The sequence below is a fragment of the Phocaeicola sp. HCN-40430 genome, assembly GCF_037890285.1.
In the GTDB taxonomy this organism is placed as follows: domain Bacteria; phylum Bacteroidota; class Bacteroidia; order Bacteroidales; family Bacteroidaceae; genus Phocaeicola; species Phocaeicola acetigenes.
Genome location: NZ_JBBKBS010000015.1, coordinates 57,255 through 80,861, shown reverse-complemented (window position 1 = coordinate 80,861; position 23,607 = coordinate 57,255). Strand labels below are relative to the sequence as shown.

Here is a 23,607-nt window from a genome sequence, read left to right as displayed (position 1 = left end):
AAAAGACAAAGGCCATCTCAAAATGAATTTGAGATGGCCTCTTCCTTTATCTTACAGAATAAATCAGATTATTCAGCACGCAAAGTGAAACGTTTGAATTCTGTGATAGCCAATTCTGGATCAGCAGCTTTCAATACTTCTGAAACTGTCTTCTTCGGATCCATGATGCTTTCCTGGTTCAACAGACAAACTTCTTTCAAGAATTTGCCCAAACGACCTTTAGCAATGTTTTCGATCATAGCCTGAGGCAAGTTAGCAGCTTTTTCTGCAGCAACAGTTTCTTTGATTTCTTTAGCTTTAGCTACATCTTCAGCAGTAATCCATCCCTTAGCCATGTTGCTTTCCATGTGCTCTTCGCTGTCTACGTGAGCCGGGTTGATACCAGCTTTCTTCAAAGCAGCTTCTACAGCTTTCTGTACCTGTTCTGCTTTAGTCTTTTCAACAGCAACCTTGATTTCTTCTTCTTTTACTGATTCAGGAACACCAGCTTCGTCGATAGCAATCGGGTTCATTGCAGCAATCTGCATACAGATTTCGTGAGCAACTTTTTCATCACAAACCTTGTTGAAAGAAACGATTGTACAGAGCTGGTTCTTGTTCATGTGGTTGTAAACAGCTGTGCAAGCACCTGAAACGAAGTTATAACCATCCAATTCAGTCTTTTCACCAGTGATACCACTACGTTCTACAATAGCGTCAGCAACTGTACCGCTACCCATCGGAAGAGCCTTCACTTCATCCAAAGTCTGGCATTTGTTTTCGATAGCAGCATCCAGAATAGCCTGAGTCAAAGCAACGAAGTCTGCATTCTTAGCAACGAAGTCAGTTTCGCACTTCAAAGCAATCATTGCAGCATAGTCGCCAGTTGATTTTGCCAATACACAACCTTCTGAAGTTTCACGGTCAGAACGTTTTGCAGCAACAGCCTGTCCTTTCTTACGGATAATTTCTACTGCCTTGTCGAAATCGCCTTCAGATTCTGTCAAAGCGTTTTTACAGTCCATCATACCAGCTCCAGTCATTTTACGAAGCTTGGTGATATCAGCCATACTTACAGCCATAGTAATTTCTTTTTTATTGAGTTAATAAATCTATTTAAAGCAAAAGAGAGCTGAGAACAGAGAGTTGAGAATCGCTTTATTATAGTAACTCTCAACTTTCAACTCTCAACTCTCCACTTAAAGTATATTAAGCTTCTTCGTCTTTACCGATGAAAGCGGCAGCTTTAGCAGCATTGATTGCGTCTTCTTCCGCTTTATCCATGCGTGCTTTGGTAGTTTTTTTCTTAGCAGCTTTCGGTGCGTTTTCACCAGCAGCTTCCATGTCTACCTTTTCAGCTTTTCTTTCTTCCAAACCTTCTGCCATAGCAGCGCAGCAAGCATCCAAGATAACTTCTACAGACTTAGTAGCGTCGTCGTTAGCTGGGATTACGAAATCTACGTTTGAAGGATCTGAGTTTGTATCAACGATAGCAAATACAGGAATACCCAAACGGTTAGCTTCGCGAACTGCGATGTTTTCTTTCAATACGTCGATAACGAACAATGCAGATGGCAAACGAGTCAAATCAGCGATAGAACCCAAGTTCTTTTCCAACTTAGCACGCTGACGAGAAATCTGCAGAACTTCTCTCTTAGACAAGTTAGAGTAAGTACCATCGTTAGTCAACTTATCGATAGTAGCCATTTTCTTGATAGCCTTACGGATAGTCGGGAAGTTAGTCAACATACCACCCGGCCAGCGTTCGATAACATAAGGCATGTTTACAGAAGCAGCTTTTTCAGCTACTACCTGTTTAGCTTGTTTCTTAGTAGCGACAAACAGGACTTTCTTTCCTGATTTAGCGATTTGTTTCAAAGCTTCAGCAGCTTCTTCTACTTTTACAACGGTTTTGTTCAAGTCGATGATGTGAATACCGTTGCGTTCCATGAAAATATAAGGAGCCATTGCAGGGTTCCACTTTCTCTTCAAATGTCCGAAGTGGCAACCAGCCTCCAATAATGTATCAAAATTTACTCTTGACATTGTTTTAATCTTTAAATCGTTTACTTTCTTTTTTGTTAATTAAACCAACTATCGGGTAGTTTCTCCACAAACCCTTGTAAGGAAAATCCCGATGGTTTAGATACTAAACGCTTTCATTTAAGTTTTTGAGTTTCTAAGTTTTCTGAGTTAGTCATAAGTGTATACAAACCGATTACTTGCAACAAACTTATCAACTTACAAACTAATAAACTCAAAAGCTTAACGTTTACTGAACTGGAATCTTCTACGTGCTTTAGGACGTCCTGGTTTCTTACGTTCAACTTCACGAGGATCGCGAGTCATGAAACCTTCAGCACGAAGAGCTTTCTTATCTTCCGGGTTGATTTTAACCAGTGCACGAGCAATTGCCAAACGCAAAGCCTGAGACTGACCAGTGAAACCACCACCGCAAAGATTTACTTTGATATCATATTTTTCAGCCACTTCCAATTTATTCAACGGCTGTTTTACTACATACTGCAGAATAGTTGATGGAAAGTACTGTGCAAGGTCTCTCTTGTTAATAGTAATCTTTCCTGTACCTTCGCTTACGAAAACGCGTGCGATAGCGCTTTTACGTCTACCTAATGCATTTACTACTTCCATTCTTTATTATTTAAGTGTGTTAATATCAATTACTTTCGGAGTCTGAGCTTCGTGTTTGTGTTCAGCACCTTCGTACACATACAAGTTACCCAGCAACTTAGCTCCCAGACGATTCTTAGGAAGCATACCTTTAACTACTTTCTTCATCAATTTTTCAGCGCCATTCGGTTTAGCCATCAAGCGAGCAGGAGTGATTTCACGCTGACCACCTGGATAACCAGTGTAGCTCAGGTAAACTTTATCATTCCACTTATTACCTGTAAATTTCACTTTGTCTGCATTGATGATAATTACGTTATCACCGCAGTCTACATGAGGGGTGAAGTTTGGTTTGTACTTACCTCTCAACAACTTTGCAACTTTAGCACCGAGACGGCCTACAACCTGATCGGTAGCATCAACTACAACCCATTCTTTTGTTGCAGTTTCCTTGTTTGCAGAAATGGTCTTGTAACTTAAAGTATCCACTCTTAAATTCTTTTTTAAATGTTACTACTAAAAAACAATTTCCTCCTATCTCATCCTTCCGGACAATGAAGAACAAGATGCTCAGAATTAAAAATTTATCACTATTTGATAATAATCGGCTTGCAAAGGTACGACTTTTCCTTGAACCCTCAAAGATTTTATATATTTTTTTCTTTCTGCAAATGATTGAGTTTTAACGAATACACAATTTCAGCACAGATTGCAAACACTCTTCTTCCCTAGAGGCGTTCCTCCCTATATACCAATCTAAAATATCTCATTTCAAATTGCATGTTTCACTTTTTTTCCTTATCTTGCTACAAAGATAATTTAACAGATATGTTTGTTACATCTGGAGTTTATCTTAATACAAGGTCATTCCATCACACCATTCTTATAAATACAATTACAATTGCAATTTTAAATACACCGCAGATACAAACAAACCTTAAAACATTTCGCCATGTCAAATTACAGTATTTTTATACTTATCTTATTCTTGTTTCTGGCAGTCCTCATCATTGCCATCCTTGACATCATGAAGAATACGAAACTGAGTAATGGTGCCAAAGCGCTATGGATTGCAATAATCCTGCTTTTTCAAATCATAGGAGCAGCCATCTATTATTTATCAGCTCCACGGGACAATTCATCTCGTGCATAACCTATCCTCCTTTCCAGCATAAAAAGAGCGAAGTACATTTCCAAGACTTTTGTACTTCGCTCTTTGCTTATTTTATCAACGGATAATGTTCTCCGGATATTCTTCCGGCATTTCTACCCGCTTCCATATTTCATAGCACCATGAATCCACCTGATTGCCGTCTTTGTCATGAGTCAGGAAGTATTTGATATACATCAAATCTCCCCCTTCTTCCAATTTAAAATGAAGTTCATTCTTTTTCCCATCCAATTGAGGAAGATGAATGTTCTTTTCAATGGTTTCAGAATACACTTCAGGTGATTCTACCTTATAAGTGCCATAACCTATTATAATAGCCCCCTGCGGCATCATCACCAAATTACAGAAACGTCCGTCGTCGGAAAGAATCTTAAGAGAATTACTTGTTTTTAATTCACCTGGTATATCGGGCGAACTCGAACGATAAAAACACATTTGCCAAACACCATTCAGTGTTACCGGCACTTTTTCCTCAATATCCTGTGCCACAACCGTACTCATTGTACCCAGCAGCATAGCTACCATCAATGATAAGAAATAACGGATTTTCATAATTATATGTATTAGAGTTCATCTGCTAAGGGTTCACACACAAATATAACAAATTTATTTTAAAATACGCTGTTTTTCATCAAATTATTACCAGTAATTTAATTTATCCTTTCAACACACATTCTATCTACATGCCTCCATAATCCCTTCTTTTATCCGACAATATAAAAAAAGCGTCTTACCGGCCTTTCAGCCAACAAGACGCCCTAACAGTTTATTCAAAAAAAAACGATTATTAGAATTCTGCGTTACGTGGAGTACGTGGGAATGGTATTACATCACGAATATTAGCCATACCCGTTACGAAGAGCAACAAACGTTCAAATCCAAGTCCGAATCCAGAATGAGGACATGAACCGTACTTACGAGTATCCAGATACCACCACATATCTTTCATTGGGATATTCAATTCCTGGATACGAGTCAGCAGTTTGTCATAATCGGCTTCACGTTCAGATCCACCAATGATTTCACCAATTTTCGGGAATAACACATCCATTGCACGGACAGTCTTACCATCTTCGTTCTGCTTCATATAGAATGCCTTGATTTCCTTCGGATAATCAGTCAGAATAACCGGACGTTTGAAGTGTTCTTCCACCAAGTAACGTTCGTGTTCCGAAGCCAAGTCTACACCCCAATATACCGGGAATTCAAACTTATGTCCTTTCGCAACAGCCTCTTCCAAGATCTTGATACCTTCTGTATAAGGCAAGCGTACGAATGATTCTTTCAACACGCCCTGCAGACGCTCAATCAAGCCTTTATCAAACATATCATTCAGGAACTTCACATCATCGTAGCAGTTGTCGAGTGCCCACTGCACACAATACTTGATAAAGTCCTCAGCCAAATCCATGTTATCATTGATATCATTGAAAGCCACTTCCGGTTCAATCATCCAGAACTCAGCCAAGTGACGCGGTGTATTCGAGTTTTCTGCACGGAATGTAGGGCCAAATGTATAGATAGCACCCAATGCAGTAGCAGCCAACTCACCTTCAAGCTGTCCAGACACAGTCAAACTTGCCTGTTTGCCGAAGAAGTCGTTGTCGTAAATGATAGAACCGTTTTCATCCTTCTTCAAATCATACAAGTTCATGGTAGTAACCTGGAACATCTGTCCTGCACCTTCACAGTCGGATGCCGTAATCAGCGGAGTATGGAAATAGAAGAATCCGCGTTCGTGGAAGAACTTGTGAATAGCAATCGCCATATTGTGACGGATACGGAACACAGCTCCAAAAGTATTGGTACGAGGACGCAAGTGAGCGATTTCACGAAGGAACTCCATAGAGTGTCCTTTTTTCTGAAGTGGATAAGTATTATCACAAACACCCAGCACTTCAATCTCACGAGCCTGAATTTCGGCAGCCTGTCCGGCACCTACCGATTCCACCAATTCACCGTTTACACTGATACATGCACCGGTTGTAATCTGTTTCAGCATGTCTTCATCAAAGTTAGCCAAATCCACTACCACCTGTACATTATTTATAGTAGAACCATCATTCAGCGCGATAAAGTTTACCTGTTTGCTACCACGACGAGTACGCACCCAACCTTTCACATTGACCATTGCACCGAAATCACGGCGTTTCAAAAGGTCTACAATTTTTGTTCTACGAATTGTTTCCATTTGTCTGTTATTTAATGATTGAAATAAAACAACCCCACTACACTTCCCATCGTTACGAACGCCAACGAAGAATCTGCAAAACCAACCAATGATCTACAGACTCTTCGTTACCGTTTTTTCAATATAGTGAAATCATTCCATATATTAATAATTATTCAAAAGATCCCATACGAAGCATGTTCACTTCCTGCTCTGTCAGATAACGCCAATCGCCACGGCGCAAGCCCTTCTTAGTAAGTCCGGCAAAATATACGCGGTCCAGTTTAATGACGCGATAACCGAGCGATTCAAAGATACGGCGCACGATACGGTTCTTTCCTGAATGGATTTCGATACCCACCTGAGACTTGTCCGTATCAGAAGCATAACTGATAGCATCTGCATGAATTTCTCCATCATCCAGTGTGATACCCTGCACAATCTGATCCAAATCAGCCTTTGTTACATTCTTATCACAGTATACATGATAGATTTTCTTCTTCAGATATTTAGGATGAGTCAGTTTAGAAGCCAGATCACCATCGTTTGTCAGCAACAGCACACCAGTTGTATTACGGTCCAGGCGACCTACCGGATAGATACGTTCCTTGCAGGCACCCTTCACAAAATCCATCACAGTCTTACGTTCCTGTGGGTCATCCGAAGTAGTTACGCAGTCTTTCGGTTTGTTCAGCAACACATACACCTTACGCTCTACGCTTACCGGCTGGTCGTGGAACTTCACCTCATCCGTACGTTTAATCTTAGTACCCAATTCTGTAACTACCACTCCATTTACAGAAACAACTCCTGCTGTAATGAATTCGTCTGCCTCACGACGAGAGCAAATACCAGCATTAGCCAAGAACTTATTCAAACGGATCGGTTCGTTCGGATCAGTCAGAATATCCTTGTACTCAATCTGTTTCTTCATGCTATATTTTGCATTCGGATTGTAATCGGCAGTACGCGGGCGGAAATTACCCTGCTGACGACCATATCCTCCCTGCTGTCCGGGAGCAAAGCGCGGACGCGGCTGACGGTTTCCATAACCCTGCTGTTCGCCACCATTGTTAAAACGCGGACGATAAGCACGCTGTGCCTGATCACCTCCTTCATTATTATTAAAGCGTGGATTATAAGAACGCTGCGGACGGTTACCATTGTTAAAGCGCGGGTTATAAGAAGAACGCTCACCGTTTTCATTATTACCATAAGCCGGACGATTTCCGTAAGAGCGCTGCGGGCGATTGTTACCGTAAGAGCGCTGCGGACGGTCCTCATTATTATTATTGAAGCGAGGATTATAAGAAGAGCGATAAGGACGATCTCCATTCTCACGATTCGCACCATAAGAACGGCGTCCATAGCTGTTTCCACCTTCACTTCTGTTGTATTTGTTATATCCTTCTCTGTTGTAAGACTTGTAACCATCACGGTTATACTGGGTGTTTTCACCTCCGTCTTGTCTGTTTTCTCTTTCTGGCATCATAATTTCTTTTTCTTATATAATTAATATTAAACCCTCTCGGGCTGTTTTTTACATACCTGTATAGTTATGAGGAGTAATTGCACGTAATTCTTTCTTCACATCCTCGCTCACTTCCAGTGTTTCAATAAAATCTTTAATTGAAGCTTCATTGATAGCCTGATTAGTACGAGTCAGCGCTTTCAGTGCTTCATAAGGATGAGGATAAGCCTCACGGCGCAAAATAGTCTGAATAGCTTCGGCTACTACACTCCAGCAGTTATCCAGATCTTCATAAATCTTATGTTCGTTCAGCAGCAGTTTGCCCAATCCTTTCAAAGAACTCTGAATAGCAATGATAGTATGTCCGAACGGCACACCGATGTTTCTCAATACTGTAGAGTCTGTCAGGTCGCGCTGCAAACGAGATACCGGCAACTTGCTTGACAAGTGTTCAAAGACTGCATTAGCCATACCCAAGTTTCCTTCTGCATTTTCAAAGTCAATCGGATTCACCTTGTGAGGCATTGCACTCGAACCAACTTCTCCGGCTTTGATCTTCTGTTTGAAGTATTCCATAGAAATATATTGCCAGAAGTCGCGGTTCATATCAATCATAATGGTATTGATACGCTTCATTGCATCGAAGATTGCTCCCAAGTTGTCGTAGTTGGAAATCTGGGTTGTATATTCTTCACGTTCCAATCCCAATTTTTCAGCCACGAAACGATTACCGAATGCTTTCCAGTCGAATTCCGGATAAGCCACATGATGTGCGTTATAGTTTCCGGTTGCACCACCAAATTTCGCGGTGATAGGACAAGCTTTCAATACAGCCAACTGACGGTTCAAGCGATATGCAAAAACCATAACTTCCTTACCCAGACGAGTCGGAGAAGCCGGCTGTCCGTGAGTTTTAGCCAACATCGGAATATTTGCCCATTCTTCTGCATATGCGGTAAGCTGGGCAATCAGTTTTTCGATTTGAGGATAATACACTTCTTCCAGTGCATCCTTGATTGACAAAGGCACTGAAGTATTGTTGATATCCTGTGAAGTCAGACCAAAGTGGATAAACTCTTTATAAGCCTCCAGTCCTCCCAGTTTATCAAACTGTTCCTTGATGAAATACTCAACCGCTTTTACATCATGATTGGTTACACTCTCAATCTCCTTGATACGTCCGGCATCTGCTTCCGAGAAATTACGATAGATGTCACGCAAAGACTCAAAGCGAGCAGGATCCAATGATTTCAACTGCGGCAAAGGCAGTTCGCATAAAGTAATAAAATATTCAATTTCTACCTGCACACGATATTTAATCAGTGCATATTCTGAAAAATAAGCAGCCAAAGCTCCCGCTTTGCCTCTGTATCGCCCATCAATAGGTGATATAGCCGTGAGTAAATCAAGCTCCATTATAATACTTTACTTTACAAATTAAAATTCGGTATACAAAACTGCCTTTCATTTGCAGTCTATGAGGTTGCAAAAATAATGCTTTTTCCCGAGTTAACAGCTCTAATACAGAAAACTTTAGTATTTATTTTACAATTATTTCCATTTGTTGTAATGAACCCGAGTTTCATCCCACTTATCCTTAGGAGTAAAAGAGCCGTCGGGATAGCCTACCGGTATGACGCACAACGGACTGATTTGCTCAGGCAACTGCAGGTATTTTTTCACAATTCCCATTCTGTCCTGATAAGGATAAGCTGCTGTCCATACAGTTCCCAAGCCCAGAGCCTTAGCAGAAAGAAGAATATTCTGAGCTGCTGCAGAGCAATCCAGATACCAATATTCCGACTTGGTTGTATCAGCCGCCACTACTATGGCCATCGGAGCGGTAGCCAGCATCTTGGCATTCGACAAAGAAGCAGCCAGAGAATCCAGCAAAGCACGGTCGTTCACCACCACAAACTCCCAGGGCCGGCGATCCATTCCACTGGGTGCAGCCATTGCCGCACGCAATATTTTATCCACCTTTTCCTGCTCTACCGCCTTTCCCTGCACATATTTACGCACACTGGTACGCTGTGCTATGGTTTGTAAAGCATCCACCGGTTGAGACTCCTGATTTTTCTGTTCAGACTGGCAGGAAACCGCCAGACACAAAGCCGCTGCAGCAGCAAACATAAGAATATTCTTTTTCATAGTCGTATATTTTACTCAATGGAATGTAAATATACGCATAATACTTCAATTATTCATTTATCCACAAGTTATTAACAAGTAGCATAAACCTGTTAATAACTAAAAACACATTGTTTATCTGACACTTATAAAGTTATTAACCGATTTATCCACTCTACTTATCCACAAAAAAGTACACCCCTGTTAATAACTATATCAGATATCAACAGGGGTGAATCTATCAATTAGAGGTAGCATCAGAAGCCAACGGCATCCTATTTAGTCATTTTCATGATCCATGTCAATCAAGTTGTACTTCAAGTCAAACTTCAGCTCCCAGAAATTCGAGAGTCTTACTTCGTATTCGTAGCGGTCTTTTTCAATGGACAATACATTTGCATCCGGATAATTGGTTTTTACATGATTACGGATTTGAGCCGGCACAACCTGCATAGGCACTGTGCTACGGCGGCATTTAATTTCTTTCCACTGACCATCTTTTTGGAAATCAATTTTATCGCCATTCAGGAACATCACGCTATATTCGGTACCGAACCAATCTTTTTCCATCTTGACAAAAGCAATTTTCAAATCCGGGAAATTCTGTTTTACAAACTGCTGAGCAGTCTGGGGCAGTTGCTCAAAAGTAATCGGCTTGTCATTATCCGCCATAGCTACTTGCATTGTCAACACACACATCAGTAAAAACATAAACTTTTTCATATCGCTTTTCATTTTTAAATTAATACTCGTTTTATTTTTCATACTGCAAACTAAAGCACCAATTCTGAAAAGAAATAGGAATAATCTACTTTTTCTCATCCTCATCAAAAATAAATTTGCTACTTTTGCACGGTTTTCAATAAAAAGGTACAAAGAATATGGAATTACCCAAAGATCCGATGATGCTGTTCAGCCTCATCAACATGAAGCTACGCGACTTCTATCCTTCACTCGACGCATTGTGTGAAGATTTAAATGTCAGCAAAGAAGAAATTGTAAATCAATTGAAAGAAGCCGGATTTGAATACAATGCAGAAATGAATAAATTCTGGTAATCTTTTCTTTTTTTGCAAGACAAATGTGGAGTACCGGCTTTTCAAAGTGTTATTGAAAAGCCTTTTTTTATATCATATTTTCCCGATTTCGTTTTTTCCGCTAACCGACACTTTGAGCAAAAATCTCCTTCCTGAGGGGAAAGGATGCTTTTCTTTACGAAAAGTTCTTTTAAATTCATGCTATTCAACATATTTTTCATACGGTTTATTGACTGAAAAAGAACTGGTATCACAAGGTTTTTCTTCTTGTATCGTTGGGTAACGCGACTTGTATCGTCGGGCAACGTGACCCGTCGCGTACGCTCACGCGATCAGTCGCATAAAAACCCCCTTCAGCACCCCACTTTTTATACCTTTATTAACAATTCATATTACAAACCCAGCCTTTAATCTATACAATTTCAATTTAACACAATGTTTGTTTTTGCCCCAGTTGCCATCATATAAAAAGAATATCCCTCTATTTTCCTACATGAAAACACAAAAATACGGGCGAAGCTATCTTTTTTCAATTTCACCAACTTCCAAAAACGCCCTTCTTTTTCACCAGCCTCGCATCCGAGGACAAATAACGCTATATACAAGCCTCTGATTTGACATTTTGAAATTTCTATTTCTTCAGCTTTTCCCTTCGCACAACATTGACAATTTGTAATTTTCACCCCTAATCAGCAGAAAACAAAAAAAGAGGAATCGCCGTCATTACACCGACCGGCAACCCCTCTCTCATATAAAGCCAACAAACACTTACTGATTATCCTTCGCACGTATTTCTACACGGCGAATCTTTCCACTGATTGTCTTAGGCAATTCGTCTACAAATTCAATCACACGAGGATATTTATACGGAGCTGTTACACGTTTTACATGATCTTGCAAATCCTTTACAAGTTCAGCCCCAGCACGTTCCTTATAATCTTTTGCCAATACGATAGTAGCCTTTACCACCTGCCCACGTATCTCATCGGGAACTCCAGTGATAGCACATTCTACCACAGCCGGATGAGTCATCAAGGCACTTTCTACTTCGAACGGGCCGATACGGTATCCAGAACTCTTGATTACATCGTCTGCGCGACCGACAAACCAGTAATATCCGTCTTCATCACGCCAAGCCACGTCACCTGTATAATAAATACCATCGTGCCAAGCTTCACGGGTAAGCACTTCGTCCCGATAATATTCTTTAAACAAGCCCAATGGTTTTCCCTTATCTGTGCGCACTACAATCTGACCTTGTTCTCCGTCCTCTGCCGAACGGCCGTCCGGTGTCAGCAAATCAATGTCATACTGCGGATTTGGTACACCCATACTTCCCGGTTTCGGTTCCATCCATGGGAAAGTAGCCAAAGTCAAAGCTGTTTCTGTCTGCCCGAAACCTTCCATCAGACGGATACCGGTAATCTTCTTGAATGTATCGTATACAGAATAGTTCAACGCCTCACCTGCTGTAGTACAATATTCCAATGAAGACAAATCGTATTTTGTAATATCCTCACGAATCAGGAAACGGTAAATAGTAGGAGGTGCACACAGAGATGTGATATGATAATCCTGAATCTTCTGCAAGATATCGGCAGGAGTAAATTTCTCATGATCGTACACAAAGATATTTGCACCGGCAATCATCTGTCCATAAAGTTTTCCCCATACGGCTTTTCCCCATCCCGTATCGGCAATAGTCAGATGCAAACTGTTTTCGTGCAGATTATGCCAGAAACTTCCGGTTGCAATATGTCCCAACGGATACGTAAAGTCGTGAGCCACCATCTTAGGCTCTCCCGTTGTTCCCGAAGTAAAATACATCAGCGAAATATCGTCGTTTGTATTAGCCTGTGCAGGACGCACAAAAGGTGCAGCCTGCTCTATTCCCTTATGGAAATCTTCGAAACCTTCCGGGTATTCCGGACCTACGCTCACCAGCTTCTCTACACTGGGCGATTGCGGCATGGCATCTATAATATGCCGGGTAATCACATCTTCGCCGGCAGCAACAATCATCTTGATGGTAGCCGCATTACAACGATACACAATATCCTTTTTAGTCAGCAAGTGAGTAGCCGGAATCACCACTGCACCCAATTTATGCAAAGCGATAATGGAAAACCAGAATTCATAGCGTCTTTTCAGAATCAGCATCACCTTATCGCCGTGTCCGATACCCAGACTCTGAAAATACGAAGCAGTACGGTCTGTCTCGCGCTTCAGGTCTGCATAGGTAAACTGGATATGTTCTCCTTTATCGTTTGTCCAAAGCAAAGCTTTTTTATCCGGACACTCTGTAGCCCATGCATCTACTACATCGTAACCGAAGTTGAAGACCTCCGGAACCTTGATTTTAAAATGTGCAATAAAATCTTCCTGAGAGGTAAAATGAGTTTGTTCTACAAATCTTTCTAACATATACTCTTTAAATTATATTATGACATGACTACGGCCAGAAACTTAACAGCCTTGCCATCGAGAGCTTTCATTCCATGAGGCAAGGACGAATCAAAATAAAGGCTGTCTCCTGTTTCCAATACTAATTCTTTTCCATTTATACTCAAAAGCATGCGCCCTTCAATAACCATATTAAACTCTTGTCCGCGATGGGTATTGTAAAACATCGGTGTATCTTCCGGTTTCGGCTCTACCGTTACCAGGAAAGGATCTGCCTTACGGTCTTTAAAACCCGAAGCCAAAGACTGATATTTATAAGCTTTTGTACGCTCTACCGAAACTCCGGTTCCCCAACGTGTCAAGAAATAAGAACTCATTTTAGGTTCTTCACCAAACATCAGCACATCCAGAGGAATATCAAAGTGGCGGGCCACTTGCTGCAACATACTTACAGAGATATCACCTTCCCCCGACTCCATCAACTGGTATTGCTCAATACCCAATCCACACTGAGCTGCCATTTCTTCTACACTCAAATCAAGTGCATCCCGCAATCCACGAATGCGTTCTGCTATTTGTTTTATCTGTTCGTCCATAGTTCGATCTTTTAGTTTTCCGCTCAAAATTACGAAAGATTACGGGAAATCAAGAAAAATATTCCGAACTTTGTCGTGTAAAAAACAAAATGATGATAAAACAGGACTATTTAATACGAATTATTCAAGAAATATTCACTGCCATTGCCAACATGCTGCTAAAACGAAAGAAAATAACACAAAAGGAATGGAGTGAATATGAAGATACAGCCCAGAAAATATTGGGGGTAAACATGATACAACTGCAAACCATGAGGGCCGAAGATATTCTTTCTTTATATGATACACAGGCCGACTTGGAGAAGATAGAACTGGCTGCAATGATAATGCTGAAGATAGCCGATGAAACCGAAGACGACCTGCTGCTTAAAACCAAACTGCAACAGGACGGTTTAAATCTTTTGGAATATGTACAGACACACGGAACAACTTATTCTCTGCAACGGCAATTGCTTATCAATCTCTTGAAGATTCCCCGATAAGCCTCCGCTCCGCTTCACTTCCAGGCATCGGCTATCCGAATAACGTTTTACATTGCTTTAAAATGACTCCAGATACAAATAATCGTAATGTACCAACGGTTTCTGGCCATGCTTACCTATCATCTGCAATGCCTGCTCCGCATCGACGGAGATTCTTCCCAAGCCGATTTGTTCTCCTTTTTCATCCAGCACAGAGACCAAATCATCTTTTTCAAAATCACCTTTTACACTTGTTACTCCCACCGGAAGAATACTGACAGCTTTTTCTCCCTTTACTGCCTCTACCGCCTGCTTACTTAAATGAAGCTCTCCTTTAGTAAAGCCTTCGCTATGAGCAATCCATTTTTTCAGACTTGAAACGTTTTCTGCAGCAGGCAGAAAACGGGTGCATACAACTTCTTCCGGATTCTGCAGCAAATCGGTCAGAATATGGTCTTTCTTTCCGTTTGCTATCATTACTGTAATACCTTCTGCAGCTACCTTTCGGGCTATAGTGGATTTAGTAAGCATGCCTCCTCTTCCAAATCCCGACTTCTCGGTTTGTATATAATCGGATAAATCTTTATCCGGCTCTACGGAACGAATTACAGTTGTATCCGGACTGGAAAGCGGTCCGTTGTAAATCCCATCCACATTACTCAGAATAATCAGAGCTTGCACCCCCATCATGGAAGCAATCAGACCGGAAAGTTCATCATTGTCTGTAAACATCAGTTCAGTGACAGATATCGTATCGTTTTCGTTGACAATAGGAATTACCCCATTCTCCAACATCACACGCATACAATTGCGCTGGTTGAGATAATGACGGCGGGTTCCGAAGCTCTCTTTGGTAGTAAGCACCTGCCCTACCGTAATACCATGTTCACGAAACAATTCATAATAACGGTTTATAAGCTTAGCCTGCCCAACAGCCGAATACAGCTGACGTTGCTCCACGCAATCGAGTTTACGGGAAACCTTCAGTTCACTGCGACCGGAAGCAACCGCTCCGGAAGAAATCAGCACAAGTTCTACACCCGCACGGTGAAGTTCAGCCATCTGGTCTACAAGCCCCGACATACGGGTAATATCCAATGTGCCGTCTTTACGGGTCAGTACATTACTGCCTATTTTTATTGCGACTTTTGTAAAGTGAAAATTTTGTTTTTCCATTGCTTGTTTTAAACTTCAGATAAGAAATCACATATAAAAACTTTCAGAAACATCACATTCTGCACAATTTTACTTACAAATATAGAAAATACAAAGAAAAAAGAAAACAATTTATCACAATTATACAGAAAGTAATATACATTTACAATATATGTATTCAGGACGGCCACTCACAAAAGCTGCCACGTATATTCTATCGGCAATTACTAAATTGCTCATTATTTCCTCAATATTTTTTCATAAAACAAAGGTTGGCAGTTCACTTTCAAGAAGTATACAACTTACTTCTCCCAGCCAACCCTATACTGAAAATCAATAAATTACAAAACAGAAATCTTACTTTACATCTTTACTTACCTATTCAGTCCATAAAAGAAGCACCTATCTTTGCAGCAAAGGATTTTCAATTCATCTAGTGTTAACTTTTAAATTAAATTTATGAGAACAAAAGTAAATTGTATGCAGGTTATGAGAAGTACTCTGACCTTCTTCAGCCTAATGTTTCTCTGCACATTGAATGCTTTAGCCCAACAGTTCAATGTAACAGGTAATGTAAAAGATGCTTTGGGTGAGTCCATCATCGGAGCAAGTATTTTAGTAAAAGGAACCACCAATGGAACAATTACAGACTTTGATGGAAACTTCTCACTAAGTAATGTGAACAAAGGCAGCGTATTGGAAATTTCTTATATCGGATACGTGTCTCAGTCTATTTCTATAACCGATGAAAAGCCACTTCAGATTATTTTAAAAGAAGACTCTGAAACATTAGAGGAAGTTGTTGTTGTAGGTTATGGCGTACAGAAAAAAGCAAACCTGACAGGAGCCGTTACTTCTATGAAAAGCAACGAACTGCTGAAATCAAGATCTGCCAATGCTACAACTGCACTTGTAGGACACATGCCGGGTCTTATCTCCAAACAGGCCAGTGGAGAGCCAGGAGCTGATGACGCCAGTATATTTATCCGCGGTATAGCAACCTTTCAGGGAGATACCTCTCCTGCATACATCATTGATGGAATAGAACGTACTTCTGCAGACTTTGCACGTATGGATCCTAATGATATTGAATCAATCAATGTACTGAAAGATGCAGCTTCTGCAGCCATCTTCGGTATGCGTGGTGCAAATGGGGTAATTGTTATCACCACCAAACGAGGCACAGACGGAAAAGCCAGCATCAAATATTCTGGCAGCGTATCTATTCAATCGCCTACCAAACTTCCTGAATTCGCAAACTCATACGACTATGCCCGTCTGGCTAACCAATATTTCGGCAGTGAGATTTATTCGGAAGAAGCTATACAAAAATACAAGGATGGCTCTGACCCCGAACTATATCCTAATACAAACTGGTATGACGAGATGCTTACCAAAAACGCAATTCAGAACCAACATAACATCTCAGTTTCCGGAGGTAACGAAAAACTTCGTTATTACGTTAGTGGTGGTTTCTTAAACCAAGGTGGTTTATGGGAAGACTTGAACTACAAACGATATAACTTACGCAGTAACATCGATGCACAAATCAGCCAGACTACACGCCTTGGAGTAGATATATCAGGCCGTCTGGAAAAATCATTAAACTCGGGTAGTGGCTACACCATTTTCAAGGAACTTGTGCGCAATACTCCTGTATTATTATGCCGTTATCCGGACGGAACATTTGCATTCCCAGATGCTACTCATCCTAATATTGTAGCAGCAAACCAACCTGGAGGAAGTTACAGCAAAGGTGAAACTTTTGTGGTAGACGCAAGAGTAGAACTGGAACAGAAATTAGATTTCATCACTGAAGGATTGTCGGCTAAAGGAGTTATATCATATAGCCGGAATAACTATACCAACAAAGCGTGGAGCGTATCTCCTTATGTATACACTAAAAATGAAAACAACGAATATGTACTGAATCCTCGTACAAGCCCTTCGCTTAATCTAGCACAAAATCAAACGAATTATCAGGAATATCAGCTTCAGGCAAACTACAACCGTTCATTCGGACTGCATAATGTAACAGCAATGGCTATGGTACTGGCACGAAAAGGATTCAGTTCTGTATCCAATATGTTCCGCAACTCTTTCGACTCTGAGATATTAGACCAGATTAATGCCGGAAATACAGACGGACAAACTATGAATGCCGTAGATAGTGAAACAGCCAGAGCAAGTTATATGGCACGTATAAACTATAACTATGCATCTAAATATTTGGTTGAATTCAACATCCGCCGTGATGGTTCCGAAAACTTTGCTCCAGACAAACGATGGGGAACTTTTGCCTCTGCGTCTTTAGGATGGGTTGTTTCGGAAGAACCATTTTTCGAAAATCTGAAAAACACGATCAACTTCTTAAAACTTCGTGGTTCTTATGGTACTTTAGGAAATGACAATACCGGTGGAGTTAGCTTCCCATTCTATAGTCGCTTTGAATTATATCAGGGTGCAGTAGCCAGCAACGGATTCATGAACAACTTGGGAGACTACGCTTTTGGAGATCTTGTAACCAAAGGACTTGTTCCCGGAGCTATTGCAAATAGTCTTGCAACTTGGGAAAAATCAAATAAAGCTAACATCGCTTTGGATGCAACCTTATTCAACAACTTAAATTTCACTATAGATTTCTTTACAGAAAGAAGAACTAATATCCTGACACAGCGTACAGCCGAAATTCCATCTTCATTTGGAGGAATCCTTCCATTGGAAAACATTGGAATAGTGGATAATAAAGGCGTTGACTTTTCATTAAACTATCACAACTCGATTGGTAAAGTCAACTACACGATAGGTGGTAATTTCACTTTTGCAAGAAACAAGATTGTAGAAATGGCAGAAGCAGAAGGTACGTCTGAATACATGCGTAAAACAGGACGCCCAATCAACGGGTACTATGGCTATAAAACAGACGGAATTTTCCAGTCACAGGAAGAAATAGACCATTATGCCAAGCAAGAAGTAGCTGGAGCAGGATACGAAACTCAGATTGGAGATATCAAATATGTAGATGTAGACGGTAACGGAGTGGTCAACTCGGATGATATGACCTATTTAGGATATGGAAATATCCCTGAAATCATTTATGGAATCAACGGTTCATTAAACTGGAAGAATTTCGATTTCAGCTTCCTGATGCAAGGAGCTGCTCATGCACAAGTTTACCTGAAAGGAGGAATTGTCTTACCTTACTTCAATCAGGGAAATCTGCCGCAATTCTGGGTAGATGAAGCTTGGACTGAGGAAAATCCCAGCAACCGCTATCCAAGACTGGCCGAATCTGTACACAACTTCCCGGCAACCGATGTTCCTGGTGTACAAACCTACCTTTACGATGCATCTTACTTAAGATTGAAGAATATAGAAGTAGGTTATACATTCCCTACATCTTGGTTAAGCCATATCGGAGTATCCAGTGCCAGAGTTTATGTAAATGCACAAAACCTGTTCACAATTTCGGATGTTCCGCAAATCGACCCGGAAAACACAGAACCGGAAGGATGGACATATCCGCAAATGAAGTCATTTAACTTCGGTTTATCACTACAGTTCTAACTCCAAAAACAAAAGAATTATGAAATCTATAAAAAACTACATATTAATGGCCACATTAATGTTGTCGGCCGGATGTTCAGATATGCTTGATGTCAAACCAACTACATTTATTTCGGATCAAGCAATTTGGGAGGATGCTAATTTAATCAACCAGTTTGTGGCTAATACTTACGGTTCTATGCTTTGTGGATTTAACCGATGTACTGCCGGATATGGCCAAACATGGTCTATGTCATGGGCTGGAAACCTGGATGCAGCTACAGATGATTTTACCAGTGTAGCAGATTCTCCTATCTATACTCAGCTTAACAAAGATGCCATAACTGCACAAAGTTGTCCTTTCATCGAAGAAATTTGGACTCAGGAATACATCGTTATACGTAAATGCAATATTCTCATCCAGCAAATCCCATCAGTGGATGAAGCGATTCTAAACGCCAAAGAAAAAGAAAGAATTATTACAGAAGCTCGTTTTCTGCGTGCCTTCTGTTACTTTGAACTGGGAAGAACTTTTGGTAAAGCTCCTCTCATTTTAGAACCTCAAGATTTGAACGATAACCTGCAAGTACCGCCAGCTTCATTTGCAGATATTGTGGACTTTATCGTAGAAGAATGCGATCTATATGCGAATAACCTGCCTACAGAATACGATAAAGAAATGAACGGTCATGCAACAAAAGGTGCTTTCCTTGCCTTGAAATCGCGGGCACTACTTTATTTGGCCAGTCCGCTCAACAGCGAAGATGACTCTCAGAAATGGGCCGCAGCAGCAGAAGCAGCAAAAGCGGTAATGAGTCTACAGAAATATGAACTTTATAAGACAGGAGAAACTCCCTATTATTCAATGTCCTTCGACAAGACTACAGCCAATAAGGAGATTATCTTCGAACGTAGATTTTCTTTTCCCGACGCCCCACACAACATCCACATGATGTGGAGTTTAGGAGGAGCAGACGGTTCATGGAACGGATTGTATCCCACACAAAACTTAGTGAATGCGTATGAAAGAAAAGACGGACAAAGTGTTTCACTTCAAGATCCTTATGCCAATCTCGACAATCGTTTCTATCAAAGTATCATATATCATGGATCGGAATGGGAAGACCAAAATATTTCTATGGTAGAAAACCTGATAGATGATACAAAAAACGGAAACTATAAACCGGAGATAGGAAAAGCCAGATGTGGTTATGGTCCTAAAAAGTTCATAGAGGAATTACCTATTTCTACCAATCTTTACAGTGGCTATGCACAGAGTAACAACTTCCCTTATTTCCGTTATGCAGAAATTCTTCTGAATTATGCAGAAGCTCAAAATGAAGCCCTTCCCGCTCCCGACCAGTCTGTATATGACGCAGTCAATGAGATTCGCGAAAGAGCCGGATTGAAAGATTTACCTGCCAACCTTACAAAAGAACAAATGCGGGCAAAAATCAAAAACGAAAGAAGACTGGAACTTCTTCTTGAAGAACACCGCTTCTACGATTTACGCCGCTGGAAAGATGGAGATATACTTAAACAGCCTATTTTAGGGATGAAGGTATACGACAGAGAAAACAACGGACAGCAAACATTCGTCATTGAACAAGTGGAAGAACGGAAGTTCACAGGAAACAATTACTACTTACCTATTCCGCTGAAAGAACAAGAACGTAATCCTCTACTGAAAAACTGAATATGATAAACAAATTATTAATTATAGTAGCCAGTACATGCTTATGGGCATGTACTGATACTACAGAATCTCCAAAATCCATCACACACAGTGATTATGTTCCTGAAGGGTATCAATTGGTATGGAACGATGAATTTGATTCTGAAGAAAAAACTTTGCCTGATACTACCCGATGGTATTATGAGACTGGTGGTGGAGGATGGGGAAATAATGAACTACAATATTATCTGCCAGCTTGTAATGATAAGGATACAGTAGCGTATATCCAAAACGGAGTTCTCTCTATCAAATCCATTTTGTTAAAGAATCCCATCGAAGGTTACAAGTATGCTTCTGCAAGAATGAATAGTCGCCAGGCATGGAAGTATGGTTACTTTGAAGGAAGAATGAAACTCCCTGTAGGTATAGGCACCTGGCCGGCTTTCTGGATGTTGCCAGAAGATTTCAAGCAATGGCCGCTTGATGGAGAAATTGACATCATGGAGCATGTAGGAAGTCACCCAGACACGGTGCATATCACCATGCACATGGAAGAATACAATCACATAAAAGGGACCCAGAAAACCTCCGTCAACTTTGTAAAAGGAGTACAATCGGAGTTCCATATTTATGCAGTTGAATGGGCCCCCAATTACATTCATGGCTATATTGACGGGAAGTTATGTTTTACTTTTGCAAACGATTTAAAAGGAAACAAAAACACTTGGCCTTTCAATGTCCCGTTTTTAATTAAACTCAATATGGCTATTGGAGGAACCTTAGGCGGAAAACTGGGAGTAGATAATTCTTGTTTCCCCGCAGAATTTGAGATTGACTATATAAGAGTATACCAAAAAAGAAAATGAAGCATTTTATGAAATCGATAAAACTAATCGCTACAGCTCTGATTTCTGTATTTATCGGAAGTTGTTCATCGCAAAAAGAAACTCCTGAAGCTATCATAGAAAATAAAGTAGACAGCTTATTAAACCTAATGACTCTGGAAGAAAAACTTGGTCAGATGAATCAGTTAAGCCCCTATAATCTTGAAGAACTGGCCAAGCGCATACGTAAAGGAGAAGTTGGTTCAATTTTAAATGTTGTAAATCCCGAAGAAATAAATAAGATTCAGGAAGTAGCACTAAACGAATCCCGTCTAGGTATTCCTATCTTAGTAGCTCGTGATGTGATTCATGGTTACAAAACAATATTTCCCATTCCATTGGGACAAGCTGCCACTTTCAATCCGGAAATAGCAGAACAGGGAGCCCGCGTAGCAGCTATTGAAGCTTCTTCGGATGGAATTCGCTGGACATTTGCTCCCATGATTGATGTATCACGTGACCCTCGCTGGGGACGTATTGCAGAAAGTTGTGGCGAAGACCCTTATTTGAGCGCAGTAATAGGAGCTGCTATGGTTAAAGGATATCAGGGAGAGTCTTTAAATGCCCCAACAGCCATTGCGGCCTGTGCCAAGCACTTTGTCGCATATGGTGCAGCCGAGGGCGGTAGAGACTATAATTCGACATTCATACCGGAACGAGTATTACGTAACGTATATCTTCCTCCTTTTAAAGCTGCTGTAGATGCAGGCTGTGCTACGTTCATGACTTCATTCAACGATAATGACGGAGTTCCTTCTACGGCAAACAGTTTTGTCTTGAAAGATGTGCTTCGGAAAGAATGGAAATACGATGGTATGGTTGTAACAGACTGGGCTTCTGCACTTGAAATGATAAACCATGGATTCTGTACGGATGAAAAAGATGCAGCCGAGAAATCGGTGAATGCCGGAGTAGATATGGAAATGGTGAGCGAAACATTTATCAAACATCTCAAGCAGTCTATTACCGACAAAAAAGTAGCAATGGAGACGATAGACAATGCCGTACGCAACATTCTGCGTCTGAAATACCGTCTAGGCTTATTCGACAATCCCTATGTGGTTACTCCACAATCTGTAAAATATGCAGAAAAACACCTGCAAACAGCACGGACTGCAGTCGAACAATCGGCCATTCTTTTGAAGAATGCAAACCAAACTTTACCACTTACTGATAAAGTCAAGACACTGGCTGTAATCGGTCCCATGGCAGATGCTCCCTACGAACAAATGGGTACTTGGGTATTTGATGGAGAAAAAGCACATACACAAACACCTTTAATGGCTATCAAACAAATGTACGGCAACCAAGTAAAAGTGATATTCGAAAAAGGACTTGAATATAGCCGTGACAAAAATACAAAAGGGATTAGTCGTGCCGTAAATGCAGCGCGCCAAGCTGATGCTGTAGTCGTATTTGTCGGAGAGGAATCAATTCTGTCAGGAGAAGCACACTCATTGGCAAACCTTAACCTCCAAGGAGCTCAAAGCCTGTTAATAAAAGAGCTTTCAGCAACAGGCAAGCCTGTTATTACGGTTGTAATGGCAGGACGCCAGCTTGCTATCACTAAAGAGGTAGAAGCTTCCAATGCGGTACTTTACAGTTTTCATCCGGGTACGATGGGCGGTCCTGCTATAGCCGACATTCTCTTTGGGAAAGTAAACCCCAGTGGAAAAACTCCTGTTACCTTTCCTCGTATAAGTGGGCAAGTACCTATCTATTATGCCCAACATAACACCGGACGTCCAGCCAATCCTACGGAAATGCTGATTGACGATATTCCTGTAGAAGCTGGTCAAACCTCTATCGGATGCCGTTCTTTCTACCTGGATGCAGGAAATTCACCGCTTTTCCCCTTTGGATATGGCCTGTCCTATACTACATTTGAATACAGCAGCCTGACTCTTTCATCTGAAAAGCTAACTACCCAAGACAGTTTATCGGTTAGTTTCACACTTAAGAACACAGGCCATTACGATGGCACAGAAGTCGTTCAGCTCTACATACAAGATAAAACCGGTTCTGTGACCCGCCCAGTCAAAGAACTTAAACGATTCCAACGTATCACATTAAAAGCCGGCGAATCGAAACAAGTATCATTAAGCATTCCTGTTTCCGAATTAGCATTTTGGGGATACGATATGAAGTTTGAAGTTGAACCCGGTGATTTCAGACTTTGGGTAGGAACTAACAGTTCAGAAGGATTAACAAAAGACTTCTCGGTTTCTGCATTATAGTTTACAATAGTTTCATAAGATGAATAAAACAGGCTAAAATTAGCCAACACGCTGCTTAAAT

20 protein-coding genes are annotated in these 23,607 nt (G+C 40.8%); 7 read left to right on the top strand and 13 right to left on the bottom strand.

The annotated features are described in order from the left end of the window. Window positions 1–68: 68 nt before the first annotated feature. The 4 genes from tsf to rplM all read right to left on the bottom strand — a co-directional run bounded on the left by tsf (window position 69) and on the right by rplM (window position 3,099). Window positions 69–1,061, bottom strand: coding sequence for a translation elongation factor Ts (tsf, locus tag WKU26_RS08270; protein WP_340321621.1), 993 nt, complete (start codon window positions 1,059–1,061; stop codon window positions 69–71). 127 nt (window positions 1,062–1,188) lie between these two features. After that, a complete protein-coding gene (gene rpsB / locus WKU26_RS08265; RefSeq protein ID WP_178266384.1) occupies window positions 1,189–2,025 on the bottom strand; it encodes a 30S ribosomal protein S2 in 837 nt (278 codons plus the stop codon). Window positions 2,026–2,244: 219 nt separating this feature from the next. Then, entirely contained in the window at window positions 2,245–2,631 is a 387-nt protein-coding gene (gene rpsI / locus WKU26_RS08260; protein WP_340321620.1) for a 30S ribosomal protein S9, read from the bottom strand. A gap of 6 nt (window positions 2,632–2,637) precedes the next feature. Then, window positions 2,638–3,099, bottom strand: coding sequence for a 50S ribosomal protein L13 (gene rplM / locus WKU26_RS08255; RefSeq protein WP_154043086.1), 462 nt, complete (start codon window positions 3,097–3,099; stop codon window positions 2,638–2,640). Window positions 3,100–3,562: 463 nt separating this feature from the next. On the opposite strand from rplM, the gene WKU26_RS08250 reads away from it, so the two are divergent. Further along, complete coding sequence (locus tag WKU26_RS08250) at window positions 3,563–3,763, top strand: PLD nuclease N-terminal domain-containing protein (protein ID WP_340321619.1); 201 nt, start codon at window positions 3,563–3,565, stop codon at window positions 3,761–3,763. 75 nt (window positions 3,764–3,838) lie between these two features. Here the strand turns inward: WKU26_RS08250 and WKU26_RS08245 are convergent, their stop codons facing one another. The 6 genes from WKU26_RS08245 to WKU26_RS08220 form a co-directional block, all read right to left on the bottom strand. Next, window positions 3,839–4,333 (bottom strand): DUF4488 domain-containing protein, encoded by a 495-nt coding sequence (locus WKU26_RS08245; protein ID WP_340321618.1) that lies wholly within the window; start codon window positions 4,331–4,333, stop codon window positions 3,839–3,841. Window positions 4,334–4,568: 235 nt separating this feature from the next. Beyond that, entirely contained in the window at window positions 4,569–5,972 is a 1,404-nt protein-coding gene (gene asnS, locus WKU26_RS08240) for an asparagine--tRNA ligase (RefSeq protein WP_340321617.1), read from the bottom strand. 151 nt (window positions 5,973–6,123) lie between these two features. Continuing rightward, window positions 6,124–7,443, bottom strand: coding sequence for a pseudouridine synthase (locus WKU26_RS08235; RefSeq protein WP_269877199.1), 1,320 nt, complete (start codon window positions 7,441–7,443; stop codon window positions 6,124–6,126). A gap of 48 nt (window positions 7,444–7,491) precedes the next feature. Beyond that, the gene (purB, locus tag WKU26_RS08230; RefSeq protein WP_340321616.1) at window positions 7,492–8,838 is read right to left on the bottom strand and encodes an adenylosuccinate lyase; all 1,347 of its coding nucleotides are present in this window, start codon (window positions 8,836–8,838) and stop codon (window positions 7,492–7,494) included. Between the two features lie 135 nt (window positions 8,839–8,973). Beyond that, a complete protein-coding gene (locus WKU26_RS08225) occupies window positions 8,974–9,573 on the bottom strand; it encodes a nitroreductase family protein (protein WP_340321615.1) in 600 nt (199 codons plus the stop codon). 258 nt (window positions 9,574–9,831) lie between these two features. Continuing rightward, on the bottom strand, window positions 9,832–10,275 hold the full coding sequence (locus WKU26_RS08220; protein WP_340321614.1) for a PepSY-like domain-containing protein: 444 nt from the start codon (window positions 10,273–10,275) through the stop codon (window positions 9,832–9,834). Window positions 10,276–10,433: 158 nt separating this feature from the next. Between WKU26_RS08220 and WKU26_RS08215 the strand changes: the two genes are divergently transcribed. Beyond that, complete coding sequence (locus tag WKU26_RS08215) at window positions 10,434–10,610, top strand: DUF4250 domain-containing protein (protein ID WP_178266063.1); 177 nt, start codon at window positions 10,434–10,436, stop codon at window positions 10,608–10,610. 747 nt (window positions 10,611–11,357) lie between these two features. Here WKU26_RS08215 and WKU26_RS08210 read toward each other — a convergent pair. After that, entirely contained in the window at window positions 11,358–13,013 is a 1,656-nt protein-coding gene (locus tag WKU26_RS08210; protein ID WP_340321613.1) for an AMP-binding protein, read from the bottom strand. A 17-nt stretch (window positions 13,014–13,030) separates the two neighbouring features. Then, window positions 13,031–13,588: a helix-turn-helix domain-containing protein gene (locus tag WKU26_RS08205; protein WP_340321612.1), complete on the bottom strand. Its 558-nt coding sequence runs from the start codon at window positions 13,586–13,588 to the stop codon at window positions 13,031–13,033. A gap of 89 nt (window positions 13,589–13,677) precedes the next feature. Between WKU26_RS08205 and WKU26_RS08200 the strand changes: the two genes are divergently transcribed. Then, window positions 13,678–14,070: a hypothetical protein gene (locus WKU26_RS08200; protein ID WP_340321611.1), complete on the top strand. Its 393-nt coding sequence runs from the start codon at window positions 13,678–13,680 to the stop codon at window positions 14,068–14,070. 57 nt (window positions 14,071–14,127) lie between these two features. On the opposite strand, the gene proB is transcribed toward WKU26_RS08200, so the two are convergent. Further along, window positions 14,128–15,225 (bottom strand): glutamate 5-kinase, encoded by a 1,098-nt coding sequence (gene proB, locus WKU26_RS08195; RefSeq protein ID WP_340321610.1) that lies wholly within the window; start codon window positions 15,223–15,225, stop codon window positions 14,128–14,130. Window positions 15,226–15,663: 438 nt separating this feature from the next. Here proB and WKU26_RS08190 point away from each other — a divergent pair, with 438 nt between their 5' ends. From WKU26_RS08190 to bglX, 4 genes are read left to right on the top strand one after another with little or no spacing between them, the layout of a single operon-like run. Then, the gene (locus WKU26_RS08190; protein ID WP_340321609.1) at window positions 15,664–18,771 is read left to right on the top strand and encodes a SusC/RagA family TonB-linked outer membrane protein; all 3,108 of its coding nucleotides are present in this window, start codon (window positions 15,664–15,666) and stop codon (window positions 18,769–18,771) included. Window positions 18,772–18,790: 19 nt separating this feature from the next. Further along, entirely contained in the window at window positions 18,791–20,446 is a 1,656-nt protein-coding gene (locus WKU26_RS08185; RefSeq protein ID WP_340321608.1) for a RagB/SusD family nutrient uptake outer membrane protein, read from the top strand. 2 nt (window positions 20,447–20,448) lie between these two features. Then, window positions 20,449–21,291, top strand: coding sequence for a glycoside hydrolase family 16 protein (locus WKU26_RS08180; protein ID WP_340321607.1), 843 nt, complete (start codon window positions 20,449–20,451; stop codon window positions 21,289–21,291). Between the two features lie 8 nt (window positions 21,292–21,299). Then, window positions 21,300–23,546: a beta-glucosidase BglX gene (gene bglX, locus WKU26_RS08175; protein ID WP_340321606.1), complete on the top strand. Its 2,247-nt coding sequence runs from the start codon at window positions 21,300–21,302 to the stop codon at window positions 23,544–23,546. Window positions 23,547–23,607: the final 61 nt, after the last annotated feature.

Excerpts from the sequence above, each read along its gene's own strand:
- WKU26_RS08210 (WP_340321613.1), bottom strand. The coding sequence starts at position 13,013 with ATGTTAGAAAGATTTGTAGAACAAACTCATTTTACCTCTCAGGAAGAT.
- tsf (WP_340321621.1), bottom strand. The coding sequence starts at position 1,061 with ATGGCTGTAAGTATGGCTGATATCACCAAGCTTCGTAAAATGACTGGA.
- bglX (WP_340321606.1), top strand. The coding sequence starts at position 21,300 with ATGAAATCGATAAAACTAATCGCTACAGCTCTGATTTCTGTATTTATC.
- WKU26_RS08245 (WP_340321618.1), bottom strand. The coding sequence starts at position 4,333 with ATGAAAATCCGTTATTTCTTATCATTGATGGTAGCTATGCTGCTGGGT.
- WKU26_RS08235 (WP_269877199.1), bottom strand. The coding sequence starts at position 7,443 with ATGATGCCAGAAAGAGAAAACAGACAAGACGGAGGTGAAAACACCCAG.
- WKU26_RS08180 (WP_340321607.1), top strand. The coding sequence starts at position 20,449 with ATGATAAACAAATTATTAATTATAGTAGCCAGTACATGCTTATGGGCA.
- WKU26_RS08215 (WP_178266063.1), top strand. The coding sequence starts at position 10,434 with ATGGAATTACCCAAAGATCCGATGATGCTGTTCAGCCTCATCAACATG.
- WKU26_RS08220 (WP_340321614.1), bottom strand. The coding sequence starts at position 10,275 with ATGAAAAAGTTTATGTTTTTACTGATGTGTGTGTTGACAATGCAAGTA.
- WKU26_RS08250 (WP_340321619.1), top strand. The coding sequence starts at position 3,563 with ATGTCAAATTACAGTATTTTTATACTTATCTTATTCTTGTTTCTGGCA.
- asnS (WP_340321617.1), bottom strand. The coding sequence starts at position 5,972 with ATGGAAACAATTCGTAGAACAAAAATTGTAGACCTTTTGAAACGCCGT.
- WKU26_RS08225 (WP_340321615.1), bottom strand. The coding sequence starts at position 9,573 with ATGAAAAAGAATATTCTTATGTTTGCTGCTGCAGCGGCTTTGTGTCTG.
- proB (WP_340321610.1), bottom strand. The coding sequence starts at position 15,225 with ATGGAAAAACAAAATTTTCACTTTACAAAAGTCGCAATAAAAATAGGC.
- WKU26_RS08185 (WP_340321608.1), top strand. The coding sequence starts at position 18,791 with ATGAAATCTATAAAAAACTACATATTAATGGCCACATTAATGTTGTCG.
- purB (WP_340321616.1), bottom strand. The coding sequence starts at position 8,838 with ATGGAGCTTGATTTACTCACGGCTATATCACCTATTGATGGGCGATAC.
- WKU26_RS08205 (WP_340321612.1), bottom strand. The coding sequence starts at position 13,588 with ATGGACGAACAGATAAAACAAATAGCAGAACGCATTCGTGGATTGCGG.
- rpsI (WP_340321620.1), bottom strand. The coding sequence starts at position 2,631 with ATGGAAGTAGTAAATGCATTAGGTAGACGTAAAAGCGCTATCGCACGC.
- WKU26_RS08190 (WP_340321609.1), top strand. The coding sequence starts at position 15,664 with ATGAGAACAAAAGTAAATTGTATGCAGGTTATGAGAAGTACTCTGACC.
- WKU26_RS08200 (WP_340321611.1), top strand. The coding sequence starts at position 13,678 with ATGATGATAAAACAGGACTATTTAATACGAATTATTCAAGAAATATTC.
- rpsB (WP_178266384.1), bottom strand. The coding sequence starts at position 2,025 with ATGTCAAGAGTAAATTTTGATACATTATTGGAGGCTGGTTGCCACTTC.